Here is a 13,456-nt window from a genome sequence, read left to right as displayed (position 1 = left end):
TGAGTTGATTATTCCGTTGAGAATTTTAGGAAATCCTATTTAAAAGTAGTATTGAGGAAAAAATGGTTTTGTGGGGGATGGTGTCGTTATGTATTGGAAATTTAATCTAGCAATATGAAATGTTCTAGATTTTTACACTATTTTTTTCCAATGTGAACGCTAAAAATTTTAGATGAAAATTTTTTGAAACGATGAGAATAATTTTGATCCAGTTTTTCAATTTTCACCCGATTTTTGGACACTGTCCACAAGTTCAGCGTTTACTGGAATATCTTGACCAATCTGTTAAGGAAATTTCACAGGATATTGCATATTTATCTGAAGGTGTAACAGATTTCGAATCAAAAGCAATCTCTCCGGATGAATGGACAAAAGATGCATATGAGAATTTTAAAAAGATTCATGCATCAATCAATACTACCCGGTTTGCGATTAAAAAAATCATCGAAGATTCACAAAAATCTACACAGGCTGCACAAGATGGGAATTTATCTTACCGCTCTGATCCTCAGGCACACGAGGGAGAATTTCGCTCTATTATTAAGGGCCTTAATAATATCCTTGATCTCACACTTATTCCGATCAATGAAGCAATGCGGGTATCACATGAATATGCAAAATATAATTTTAAACCCCGGTTTAATCCTACACTACCTGTAAAAGGAGACTGGATACCTTTTAAAGATGCACTTGATGAGATCGGAGACCGGGTTTCAGATGCTATCTCTATTTTACATAAAAAAGTTCAGGATCTCTCAGTCAGTATTGAAGAAGCAAATTCCAGTGTAGAGGAGATCTCTTCAGGAACACAGGAAATTTCAACAATAATGGATCAGGTGAGTGAAAACAGTAAATCCAGTAATGTCTCGATAAGCCAGATCATCAATGCGATGGAGGACTTGATTCACACTGTTGGGGAAGTCTCGCAAAAAGCTGATTCTGTTGCCGGACTGTCTCAACAGGCTACCGCATCAGCTCAATTGGGTATGGAAAAAGTGAAAAATACAGAACATTCCATGAATGAGATTATCCTCTCCACAGAGCATGTCGATTCGATAATTAAAGGAATAAATGCCGAAATGAATGAAATAGGGAAAATTGTCCGGGCTATCTCTGATATTGCAAACCAGACCAATCTTCTCTCTTTAAATGCTGCAATTGAGGCTGCAAGAGCCGGAGAAGCCGGTAAGGGATTTGCCGTTGTAGCATCGGAAGTTAAATCACTTGCACAGGATTCCCGTAAATCTGCGGAAAACATTACTGAAATGATTAGTGTTTTACAACAGAAAACCAAATCTGCAGAAGAAGCAATGACAAGATCCATTTCGGTCGTTCGGGATGGGAATGTAACTCTTTCTGAAACGATTGCTGCATTTACTCATATTGCTGCCACAATAGATGATATCAATAAACATATCCTCGATGTTGCGTCAGCAACTGAAGAACAGGCAGCATCAGTTGAGGAAGTCACTGCCAGTATGCAGGAAGTATCTTTGTTATCGCATAAAACTTCCGAGGAATTAATTAGTACATCTGTTTCCATCAGGCAGACATCGACGGCTCTTGATCAGATTAACAAGGTCGTAAATAATGTTGTAGTGATAGGGGACGGAGTTAATCAGGAACTATCGTATTTTTCCGTTTTATGATTAATGGTCTGATTAAATTAACTTATTTTGAATGATTGATGGTCTATCTGAATCCGCATTAAACCTGAAAAAATGAGTTGTGAAAAAAATATGCAATCCCGTTATAAATTACCTGAAGTACCTTCTGCATCTTTTTATTTCTCTAAATCCAGGGAAAATGGAGTAATACGAAGCGAGGATTGCTTAAAAAAAAGAATTCTTTATATAGATGATGAAGACTCCCTGCTGGAAATAGGAAAATTATATCTTGAACGTTCAGGAAATTTTTTTGTCACTGTCTGTAATGATCCGATGGTTGCGTATGATATGATAAATACTAATTTTTTTGATGCTATTGTTTCCGATTACGAAATGCCTGGCATGAATGGCATTGAATTATTGATATTAATACGTAAATACGGACATTCAGTTCCGTTTATCATTTTTACCGGAAAGGGTCGTGAAGAAGTAGTTATTCAGGCTTTAAACGAGGGAGCCGATTTTTATATTCAAAAAGGTGGTGATAATAATTCCCAGTTTGCAGAACTGATTCATAAAATTACTGTATCTATTGAACGCAACCAGGCACTTTCAGCGAAAATGGAATCTGAACACAGATTATCTCATATCATTAGTGCTATTCCTGATGCCACTTTTGCAATTGATACAAATCATCGGGTTATTGCCTGGAATCGAAAAATGGAAGGTCTTACTGGGATATCTGAATATGATATGATTGGAAAAGGAGATTTTCTATATTCTCTCCCATTTACAAACACAGCAGAACCCGGAATTATTGATTTGATAATCCATGATTTTCCAGATGTTGAAAAGACCTGTGTAAAATTTATCAGAGAAAATTTGGTAATCACTGCTGAAAAATATGTCCTTGTTAATTCAGGAGAAAAAAAGGTAAGAATATGTGCTGCTCCTCTATATTCTTCGCAAAATTTCATCATCGGTGCAATAGCGACAATACAGGAAATTTCAGAGGGATGTGCTTGTTGCAATCAACTTGAAATGTATAAACAGATTGCACTTCTTTCTCCTGACTGGGAATATTGGGAAAACCCTTCACATGATATCTTATATTGTTCCCCGGCAAGTCTTCAACTCACCGGATATAAACCGGAACAGTTTATTTCATCTCCATCACTTGTTCAGGATATTATTCATCCTGATGATCTGGAATTGTATCTTGATCATATCAGGACAGTGGAGAATACATATTTTTTTCATCCATCATTTGAATTTCGGATTGTCATGAAATGTGGGAACATTCGCTGGATTGAACGAAATACCTCTTCAATTACCGGAATGAACAATCAGTTCATGGGAACACTGGTAAGTAACCGGGATATCACTCAAAGAAAAGAGATGGAAAAAAGGCTGAATTCCCAAAATATTGAGAATGATACTAAAATTGAAAGGATTCGAAAGATGGAAGACCGCATCCTTGAAAAAAATTCACTCCTCCTTACCACATTACGTGAACTCAGGGTTTGTGAACAAAAATTCCAGACTCTCCTTTATGAAAGTAATAAGGGCATTGTCATTTTTCAATCCGGTACCATCATCGAATGTAATAATGCATTCCTGAATATTTTTGGATACTTACCTGATGAAAAAAAGACAATAACATTAGATGCTCTGATTCCATATTTCGTCTTCAATCCGGACGTTGAAAGGACTTTTGACTATGAGAATTCTGGTAAAGGTGAAAATTCGTCCTTTGAATGCGATTATTTGAGAAAAAATGGCACATTTTTTTCAGCAAAGGTATGGATGAAGAGAATCCAATTTCCTGGAAGTAATCTTCTCATGATGCATATCGAAGAACTGAAATTTTCCCAATAAATTATCTACCTTGAGATGGAAAAAAAATCACGTTTATCAACAATTAACTATTTCCGGTGAAATGCGGAAGGCACCTGGGGGGATCTTCATCTCAAACCTGACCCCTTTCCCTGGTAATCCGGTTTCTGATATGATAATTCCGGTAAACTGAAGTATTTCCCTGATGAGAAATAATCCCAGACCTGTGTTTTTCCCGTGTCCTTTTTTAAAAATGAGTTCTTTTTCTGCTTCCACAACTCCGATTCCATCATCTTCATAAATAAGATAACATAAATCTGGGGACAATTCATATTTCAAATATATGTGGGTAACAATTTCTCCATGTCTTTTTGAATTTTCTATAAGATTATAGAGGACTTTCTCAAGTAATGGATCTGCATATAATTCAATTGGTTCTTGGGGTAGTGAAATATTGATCCCTGATATCAAAGATTGAATTATATCTTTTTTTATGATTTTATCAATCCGTTGCCATCTGGGTTGATGGATACCAAGATCCTGGTATTCTCTTGTAAATTCGATAAGGTTTGTAATATCTTCTCCGGATTTATGAATTATTGAAATTGTATCGCATATTGGATTATTTTTACATTCTTCAAGTAATAATTCACTATATCCGGTTATAGCCATCACTTTATTCATAATGTCATGTCTGGTTATACTATTAAGAAGACTTATCTGGTAATTTGCCCGGGAGAGCGATTTATATGCCCTGGTCAGACTATCAATGTCGTTCATAAGAAGGAGAATTGCCGGAGATCCATTAATTGATAATGATCTTGTCGTAAGAATCGCATACCGTTCATTGTTTCCCGGAAGGGATATTGTAGTTTCATATTTTTCACCGGGTTTTAATGATAATATCGCCTTAAATTGCGAATCTCCTATTTCAGATTGAAAAAAACCCATTTCCTGGATGGAATGTCCAATGACATTATATTTCTCTACCTTAAACCATTCCTCACATTGTCTGTTGATATCAAGAATAGTCCCTTCTGGTGTAAATATTAAAACCGGGTCTGGAACCTCCTGGAATATTGTAATAAATCTTTCTTCATTTTCTCGAATTGCACTCTCTGTTTCTTTTCTCCTGGTGATATCACGGATAATATACAGAATGGAGTCTGCTCTACCTTCTGAGTCATGTATTATCTCCGAGTGACTTTCAATATATATGGTTGAACCATCTCTTCTAATTGCCCGGTATTCATGGGTTCCGGTATTTTTTCCCTGTTTTAACTGGCGAAGGTCATGTTTGAACCTTCCGTGATCTGATGGATGGATATTATCAATAAATGGCATCCCATAGGGATAACGGTCATTATAATCATAACCAAACATTTTTGTTGCAGCCGGGGAGACCATAAATATTCTTCCAAGCATATCAACCATGGTAATATTATCAGGGGATGTCCTGATTACCGAACGGTATAATTCCTTATTTTTTTGTATAGTAATTTCCAATTCTTTCTGGTGATTAATATCGGCAAATGCAATATAAACAGCATTTTCCTCTTCCAGAGATATTAGGTTTGCAGATAATAATGCCCAAAAAAATCTTCCTTGCCTTGAAATCAATTTTGTCTCATAATCTATGACTTTTCCCTCTTTAATAATCAATTTTAATATCTCATTGAGTTCATCCGGGTTTTCAAAGAACTCGTGAAATTTTTTTGAAATTGCTTTGTTGGAGAGAATTCGCAGGATATCTGAGGCTCTGTCATTGATAGTAAAGATTAAAGCATCCGGGTAACTGATGATGACAACTGGAAATGGTGAAGAATCAAGTATCAGAGAATAGTTAGAAATCCCTTTTTTTATTTTCTGTTTTTGTGCGGAAAGAAAATCGATAATGACATGGGAACCAATGATTATACAAAAAAAGGTAATGAGGTAGAAAAACCACGGTGTGTCACCTGTCATTTTTTTGGATCACCTGTCTGGGTTTTGACATTGGTTTTTTAATACAATTCGGATTTATCAGTCCGAATAATTTTCTGAAATTTTTTTTCTGAAAATTTAAAATATGCGATTATTTTTTTCATTTATACGGTAAACCCACTGATTCCCAGGTGTATTTTTCCGGCATATTCTGCAACCCTCTCGATATGACCCGATATCTGTTCAATTGAGCGGCATGAGGAAGAACAAGCCTGTGCTGATGCATCTGCATCCCTGGCTGTTTCTGTCATCAGGGTTTCAATTGTCCTGGAACGGGTATGAAGATCAGCAATAATTTTTTCCTGTTCTTCGGTAACCATTCCGGTTTCTTTACTGATTGTTGCAATTCCTTCGATTTCACGAGCTGTCTTTTCAAAGAGGCTGACCATCTCACAAATTGCATAACTGCGTGATTCTATCTCTTTCTGGACTTCTGAAACTTTCTGTCTGACTTCAAAAAAAGCATCCTGTAATGCTTCGATTGTTTGTGAAATGCTCATTGTCGATGCTTTTGACTGGACTGCCAGAGATTTTACTTCTGATGCAACAACTGCAAAACCTTTTCCATAGGTTCCGGCATGGGCAGCTTCGATTGCTGCATTTATTGCAAGCAGATTTGTCTGGTTGGCAATATCTGTAACAACCTTGATAATTTTCTCGATGCTATTCAGTTCATCATGTATCCTGGTTATCCCTGAATCAACGGATCCGGCGGCTTCGGAAATCGCATCAATACCTTCCCTGCTTTGGGTGGCAAGCGTCACACCCTGTGATGACATTTCATGGGTCCTGGCAGAAGTATCCGCAACCTCTCTGACTTTTTTATTCATACCGGATAACGCCTGCATAGCCACATCTGCACTTTTTTCCATCTCAACAATCTCATCCTGAACAGCCTTTGCACGATCAGAAACTGATCCTGTGTATGTTGCTAACGTCTCTGACTGGCCTGAAACTGCCGCAATTTCCTGTTTTATTCCTTCTGTTTCGGTGCTTAGGATATCTGCGGCATTCCTGAGAACGGTAATACTCTCTGATATTTCTATCCCGATATTATCCAAAGAGGTCCGGATAGTGGAAAAATCACCGGTAACTTCAAGCCGTGTACTCATCTGCGCAGTAAAGTCACCAGAAGCATACCTGCTGCTCACCCGGTCAATCTCCCCTACTACTGCAGAACACCATATCCCAATAGCATCCATCGACTCTTTCATACTGGTAAAATCGCCCGGATATGCAATGGACTCATCCATCCGTGAAGAAAACCGGCAGGCTGCATATTCTGTCGCAACCCGTTTCATCTCGAGAAGAGGGGTATTCAGACGGACAAGCATCTGGTTCATCCCTGCAATAAGCGCCTGGTAATAACCTGATAATCCCGAGGTATCCCCTTTCATGGTGAGGTTACCTTCCATTACAGACATGGTGAATGATTCAACAGTTGCAATCATCAGTTGCAGGCTATCCAGAGCATGATTCAGATCCTGTATCATATTCTGAAACGGTCCTTCATTATTTGTCTGAATGGAAGAAGGAATCCATCCGGACTTCATCTGCGCAATAGCCTCCGAAAGGGCATTGAACTGCTCTCCCACCTGCTCCATCATGACATTCAGAGCATCCACTCCTGCTCTTTCAGACTCATCCACTGACTCTCTTTCGATCCTAAAGGAAAAATTCCCTTTCAGGATCTCGGATGATAAAGTTTCCAGGTGAGGAGATAATGGCGGTTTTGTCTCTGTAACTGCATTATGTGGTTGTAATGGGATTTCGATTATAGAGATATGAATAATCGCCCTTTTTAAAAGGACAACATCAGATAATCGGATGCTTATCAGCAATTGCTTACAATCAGTTGTATACTCAATGGTATGATATTCAGATCCATGAAGTTGTAATGTAAAAAAATCCTGTTCTAATCCGGTAAAGGGTTCCCAATTGACAATGTTTCCGGATTTTACAATCTCATCCGGAATAACTCCGAGTGCTCCTTTAGATAGTGATAGGATGTTACCGTTTTTTTCTGTAATTATCTCACAGGCCTGTGATAATGAATTCCTGATTTCATCATATGAGGGAAACATCTGATTATTATCCGGCTGGATAAAAAAAATGAGAAGAACTGGATGATTTTTATCTTCAGGAATCGTTGGGATAGCATTTAATTCATAAAAACCCTGACCTGAAGGAAATGATATTTCATTAATGCCCTTGGTTATCTTTCCGGTCAGTGCAGCGTCCCAGACTGATTCACCAGAGATAAGTGACATCGGGATATTTTTAATATGGATTCCTTTCAGTGCTTCAGGTTTAAAACCGGAAATTTTACTGAATTCCCCGTTCGTATGGGTGATAGCAAGAGTGTGGTCGCAAAGGATGACCGGGACGGGGAATGATTCCAGATAAGGATCCCAGGAATGGAATATGTACGAACCGGAAGAAATATTCTGGATCATAACTTCTGCATCCTGACCTTGGCAACAACCTGTTCCCGGTTTACTCATCTGATCTCACCTGTTTGGCAATTGTTGAATAACACTTTGCCATTAACTCTTCTCCTTTGTAAAACCGGTAACAATTTTTCGGTATCCTTATCTCAAACCTGGCTCCATTTCCATATGTGCCAGTCTCGCTGATACTCATCCGGGTAATTCCCAGAATCTCCCTCGTATAAAAAAGACCAAGGCCGGAATTCCTTCCAACACCACGCTCAAATATTACATCTTTTTTATTCTCCGGAATTCCCATTCCATCATCTTCAATAATTAATAGTCCTGAATCTATCTGTTCAGTAAACCTGACCTGTATTGTAGTGACACGGCACCCATGCATAAGGGCATTCTGGACAAGGTTAATGATAATCTTACCAAACATCGGATCGGTATAAACTTCAAGTGTTCCGGTGGAGTGAATAATGGATATATTTCCAAATCCATGGGTATAGGTAATATTTTCAATAATTTTGTGAATTGAAAGCCATTGGGGTTTTTGAATGCCAATTTTCTGATATACGTCGGAGAACATGAGATGGTCCTGGATATTATTGAGAGAGATCCCAAGTTCTTTCACATCCGAATAAATTTCTGGATATTTTTTGGCGAGTTCCAGGAGGTTTTCATAATGAAAAAACTCAACTGTAAGTTCGTTTCTGATATCATGCCTGGTGATAGTGTTTAATATATCAAGTTTTTTATTTGTCCCGATAAGAGATTCCATTGCGAGATGTTCTTCTTTGAGTAAAAAATGATGAAGAGTATACGCAATCTCATGGCCAACGTCAGAAAACATTGCCTGTTCATCAATGTCACCGGCGAGTTCTGGTTCTATGGTTACCGATACGATACCAAATAGGTTCCCATCATGCTCAAGTCGCATGGTAAGGGTATGAAATTCCAGATGTCCGGAATATAGCGGGCAGGTGATACAATTACTATCCGGAGCACAGATAACCGGTCCGGTTCTGGTCAGAAGGGCTTTTTTATAGCAGGATGTGCGGTTTCCTGCATGGAGAAATGAAAGGAAGCGGTTCATTTCTTCTTCCAGACCTGATTGAAATACACCTTTTACTTCACCATTTTGATCAAAGAGAACTATCCGCATATTCTGGTATCCGGGTTCTTTTGTTATCCGGGTGCAAATGGTGCTGCATGCGTTTTCAATGCTCTCAGTTCCATGTAAAGTATCAGATATTTCACGAAGAATCTGAAAAATTCTTGAAAGATGGCGAATTTTTTTCTGGTCACGGTACTGCCGGTGAGCCCTGATTACTTTATCAGTTAGTTCAGCAAACTGCGATTTGGGATCCCCTCCCTTCTGCAGATAGAAAGTGGCTCCGGAGTTACATGCAGATACGGCTACGCTCTCTCTCCCCCTTCCGGTAAAAAGGATAAAGGGGATGTCACTCCCGTGTTCTCTGATTGTTTTAAGAAATTCAACTCCGTTAATATCAGTCATTTCGTAATCTGATATTATAACATCAACTTGATGAATGGTGAGCAGTTCATAGGCCTCCTTCACTCCGGTGCATGAAATAATTGATATTTCACCCGATTTTTCAAGAAATTCCTTTGTTATTTCCAGAACGATGGGTTCATCATCAACATGCAGAACCCGAACCGGATATGATAGAGGAGATCTCTGCAAGTTTGCTGTCATGGCGAGAGCCTCCTGATTTTTTCTGCCAGTTCTTCAGCCAGATCCTGCTCAATAAACATTGCTGATGCCAGACCTACCCATCTGGAAAGTTCGTTACAGTGCTCGGGACCGATATCGGTAAATGAAAGTCCTCCAAGATGAAATTTGGTCTGCCGTTCAAGGAGGGTAATTGCTGCAGGCCCGAGATATTCCGTTGCTATCCCGAGCACTGCATCTGATGTATTACTCATAAAAAAGCCTCCATTTTAGGCTCATCACTCGGTCTGGTAGTCTTTATGCATCAGGATTTTCAGGCTGGTTATCATTCGTTTGAATGAGGAGGCAAGTTCTCCTATTTCGTCATTTCTGTGAATGGATATTGCAACATCAGTATCTCCTCTGCTTATACGATTTGCAGATTCGATAAGCATGTGAATGTCCCGGATCATGGTCCGTGAAAAGATAGCAATAATGAGACCTGCACAAAATATACCCAGGAACAGGATGATATACAGTGTCTGACCGACAAAGTTCATACGGCCCTGTACAACTCCTGCATCCATGTCAACTCCGACAATTCCGATAACTTCACCCTTCGCATTCTTTATTGGTGCATATCCGGAAAGAACAGATCCCCAGGGGCGGTTTACAAAATCATCCTCTGCCTGAGGGCCGGTATATGCTTCTCCCATCGCTTTTGTTGGGTTGGTTACCGGATTTCCGATCTTCACATCCCGTTTTCCGATGTTATACCCACTATCAATGACGTACTCCATTCCGTCACCGGTTTTCCTGACTGTGAAGATCTTCACGATTTCATGGTCTGCCTGGGCCATTACAGCGAGTTGCTCAGCATTCATCAGATATAGTATTTCTGCTTCCATTCCAGGCTTTAATTTTGCAATTTCATCTCCGTTCAGATCTGCTGCTGTTATGGATGCAAGTGCTAAAAGTTCCTGCTTTGTTGATTCCTGAATTTTTTCGGTAGAGGCACTAACGGTAAACAGGAATGTGAGTGCAGTTATTAAAAGAACCAGGATTACAAATCCTGCGGTGAGTTTTGTCATTATTGAATGCAACATATCTGCCATGATTCATCTCCATTGCCCAATACACAATACTACAAAGCATAAGCCTGGTAGATGCGGACAAATGTAAAGACTATTCAATTCTGGATTTCGATAATAATTCGGTCTATATTTTCAAGAGTTCAATGGGCAGAATATAGTTCTCAATAGGCTCTGTAAATGATACAAAATCTCCGATAACTCTGATATCTCTATATCTCTCATGAGTCATCATTGCTATCAATATTCTCTGACGAAAACCGGGATATTACAGAGACAGAAATAGATGTCGGGATTCATTATGTCTCAAATGAGTATTGCCCCGGCTCTCCGGGTTTTAGGAGTAATTCTCCTGATCTCTATGGTCTGTGCCAGCACAGTTCCAGTAATTGCAGAAGAGACCTTAAGTATCTCCGGTTCGACTACGGTCCTTCCGATTGCTTCAGCAGCAGCAGAAGCTTTCATGGATACACATCCTGATGTTGATGTTCAGGTTAGTGGTGGTGGATCCGGAGCAGGAATCAAGGCTATCGGAGAAGGTGTTGTAAGTCTTGCCATGGCTTCCCGTGGACTCAAAGATGAAGAGACTGCAGCATATCCGGAGCTTCAGACAATTGCCGTAGCAAAGGACGGCATTGCAGTTATTGTAAACCCGGAAAATCCGGTTAGTGCATTAACACTTTCTGAACTTAAGGACATCTACACAGGAACTTTTACCGGCTGGTCTGATGTTGGTGGAGATACCGGAAAGATTGAAATTGTCGGTCGTGACAGTGCATCAGGAACCAGAGAGTTTTTCTTTGAAAAAGTTCTTGAAAAAGAAGATTTTACCAAGTTTATGCTTGAGAAAAACTCAAATGGTGCAGTTCAGCAATATGTATCCCAGACCCCGGCAGCAATTGGATATGTCGGAATGGGTTTTGAAGATGGTGTAAAGGTTATCGAACTGAAAGGCACCGATGGAAAAACCCAGAAGCCATCTATTGAATCTGTAAAATCAGGTGCTTACCCGCTTTCACGTGAGTTATATTTCGTAACTGCAGGTGAACCGGAAGGTCTTGCTAAAGAATTCATTGACTTTGTCATGAGTTCTGAAGGTCAAAAAATAGTTGAAGAACAGGGTTTTGTAAGTTTATAATCCGTTTCTTGCATCCGATCCAAGGGGAGACTAACTCCCCTCTTTTGTTCTTGTCAGGTTTTACATTGTGGTGAATTTTCTATCCGAAAATTTTGTATGTCCCTTACAGGGACTATGTCTGTTTGTTCATTCCAGAGCCAGCCGGATGCCAGCAGGGCAGGTACGTACATGGGCTGGTATCGGATCCTGATACGATATCGCTTTTTAGTCTGTGTCTTTACAACTCTTTTTCCATGGGCACGCTGATGACAACCCTGGCATAATACGCGGAGATTTGTTGCAGTTGAATCTCCCCCTTCTGACAGGGGAATGATGTGATGTACTGATAGTTTCTCTGTAGAGCCACAGACCTGACATTGGTATTTATCCCGTTCAAGTATGAACCGGCGGATAACATTCCAGTACTGGGGTCTTTTTCCCCGGATGCCGGCATGCTCTTTTTCCACCCAGTGTTGGAAATTTTTTTTGCACTCTTCAGAACAAAATGAATCGAATTTACATTCAGAATCAAGTAAGGATTCACACCAGCGACATACACCGGTGATTTTCTTTATATTTTCTCCTGATTGATTCATCCAAACATAAAATCTTCTTTAGCATATATATTATTTTTGTTTTAAGTATCTTTTTAAAAATACTATATTGATATATTGTTTTAATGATTCAACTATATTCTATGTGATGAATTCCTATCATGAAACAGTGATGAGTAGTGATTAATGACTGAAGCAATTTTTTCCTCTGGAAAACAGGAAGAAGGACAATATAGAGTATATAATGAGACGAATCAGTTGCACCTGGAAAATTCCGGGCTAAAAAGATCTGACATACGGCTTTCTGCGTTTGATGAACTGAAAACTCTCATTACCCCATATCCCCGGACAGCAAGGGTTTTTAAAAATCTGATTAATACGACGCAGATCTCTGTTTTATGGGATATGGCCTCTTTTATCACAACAACCAGGCTCCATATGAATGACCATGGTAAAGTTCATGCCATGGTAACTGCTTCCTCATCATTAAAAATACTGGAATTGTTATATGCCTCTGATGTAATGCCGGATGTAATCCGGAACAATGCCGGTGACCGTGATGATGCAGCTCTTGTTGTGATGATGAGTGCTCTTTGTCATGATATTGGCAATGCAATACATCGTACTTCTCATCTCTCACATAGTATGTTACTTGCAGAGCCGGTTCTTGACATGATTCTTCCGACAATTTATCATGATCCTGTTCAGTCAATGCAGATTCGAACCTTTATCCTGTCAGCAATTCATTCTCACCATGGGGAACCAAATCCCCTGACGATTGAAGGGAGTATTGTAAGTATTGGTGATGCATCTGATATGACAAAAGGCCGGGCAAAACATTCAACAGATATCACTACTGCATCAATGCATGCAATATCAACACTTTCAATTGATGATGTTATCATTACGAGGGGAACCGCCCGTCCAGTGGAGATCCAGATTGTCATGTCCCAGCTCGCAGGAATGTTTCAGGTACATGAAACACTTATTCCAAAAATCAATGCCGGACTAATCGGAAAATATATTAGTGTCTACATTCCGCTCCAGGATCAATATATCTACTGATCCAACGGGTTTCTGAATCTTTCAGATACAACAGGAGATGAGGAGTTATTCTTTTTTGATAGCTGAATAATTTCTTTTTCTCATCGTTGTTTT

At 39.3% G+C, this 13,456-nt stretch carries 10 protein-coding genes; 4 read left to right on the top strand and 6 right to left on the bottom strand.

Annotated features, from left to right (window positions below; genetic code table 11):
• Positions 1 to 203: 203 nt before the first annotated feature.
• Positions 204 to 1,649, top strand: a complete 1,446-nt coding sequence (locus tag DLD82_RS08795) for a methyl-accepting chemotaxis protein (protein ID WP_181391343.1) — start codon at positions 204 to 206, stop codon at positions 1,647 to 1,649.
• 90 nt (positions 1,650 to 1,739) lie between these two features.
• Positions 1,740 to 3,485, top strand: coding sequence for a PAS domain S-box protein (locus DLD82_RS08790; RefSeq protein ID WP_181391342.1), 1,746 nt, complete (start codon positions 1,740 to 1,742; stop codon positions 3,483 to 3,485).
• A gap of 36 nt (positions 3,486 to 3,521) precedes the next feature.
• On the opposite strand, the gene DLD82_RS08785 is transcribed toward DLD82_RS08790, so the two are convergent.
• From DLD82_RS08785 to DLD82_RS08765, 5 genes are all read right to left on the bottom strand, one after another.
• Positions 3,522 to 5,408 (bottom strand): PAS domain S-box protein, encoded by a 1,887-nt coding sequence (locus tag DLD82_RS08785; RefSeq protein ID WP_109940742.1) that lies wholly within the window; start codon positions 5,406 to 5,408, stop codon positions 3,522 to 3,524.
• 122 nt (positions 5,409 to 5,530) lie between these two features.
• A complete protein-coding gene (locus tag DLD82_RS08780) occupies positions 5,531 to 7,930 on the bottom strand; it encodes a methyl-accepting chemotaxis protein (RefSeq protein ID WP_109940741.1) in 2,400 nt (799 codons plus the stop codon).
• Complete coding sequence (locus DLD82_RS08775) at positions 7,923 to 9,581, bottom strand: hybrid sensor histidine kinase/response regulator (RefSeq protein ID WP_109940740.1); 1,659 nt, start codon at positions 9,579 to 9,581, stop codon at positions 7,923 to 7,925. The genes DLD82_RS08780 and DLD82_RS08775 overlap by 8 nt, the downstream gene beginning before the upstream one ends.
• Complete coding sequence (locus DLD82_RS08770) at positions 9,578 to 9,811, bottom strand: hypothetical protein (protein WP_109940739.1); 234 nt, start codon at positions 9,809 to 9,811, stop codon at positions 9,578 to 9,580. Before DLD82_RS08770 ends, DLD82_RS08775 begins: the two co-directional genes overlap by 4 nt.
• Before the next feature lie 24 nt (positions 9,812 to 9,835).
• A complete protein-coding gene (locus DLD82_RS08765; protein ID WP_109940738.1) occupies positions 9,836 to 10,651 on the bottom strand; it encodes a HAMP domain-containing protein in 816 nt (271 codons plus the stop codon).
• Positions 10,652 to 10,928: 277 nt separating this feature from the next.
• Here DLD82_RS08765 and DLD82_RS08760 point away from each other — a divergent pair, with 277 nt between their 5' ends.
• Positions 10,929 to 11,765: a phosphate ABC transporter substrate-binding protein gene (locus tag DLD82_RS08760; RefSeq protein ID WP_245920402.1), complete on the top strand. Its 837-nt coding sequence runs from the start codon at positions 10,929 to 10,931 to the stop codon at positions 11,763 to 11,765.
• Positions 11,766 to 11,818: 53 nt separating this feature from the next.
• On the opposite strand, the gene DLD82_RS08755 is transcribed toward DLD82_RS08760, so the two are convergent.
• Positions 11,819 to 12,340 (bottom strand): HNH endonuclease, encoded by a 522-nt coding sequence (locus DLD82_RS08755; RefSeq protein WP_109940736.1) that lies wholly within the window; start codon positions 12,338 to 12,340, stop codon positions 11,819 to 11,821.
• A gap of 144 nt (positions 12,341 to 12,484) precedes the next feature.
• Here DLD82_RS08755 and DLD82_RS08750 point away from each other — a divergent pair, with 144 nt between their 5' ends.
• Positions 12,485 to 13,363, top strand: a complete 879-nt coding sequence (locus DLD82_RS08750) for an HD domain-containing protein (RefSeq protein WP_109940735.1) — start codon at positions 12,485 to 12,487, stop codon at positions 13,361 to 13,363.
• Positions 13,364 to 13,456 lie beyond the last annotated feature (93 nt).

The sequence above is a fragment of the Methanospirillum stamsii genome (assembly GCF_003173335.1).
Lineage (GTDB): Archaea > Halobacteriota > Methanomicrobia > Methanomicrobiales > Methanospirillaceae > Methanospirillum > Methanospirillum stamsii.
This window is presented reverse-complemented; position numbering and strand designations above follow the sequence as displayed.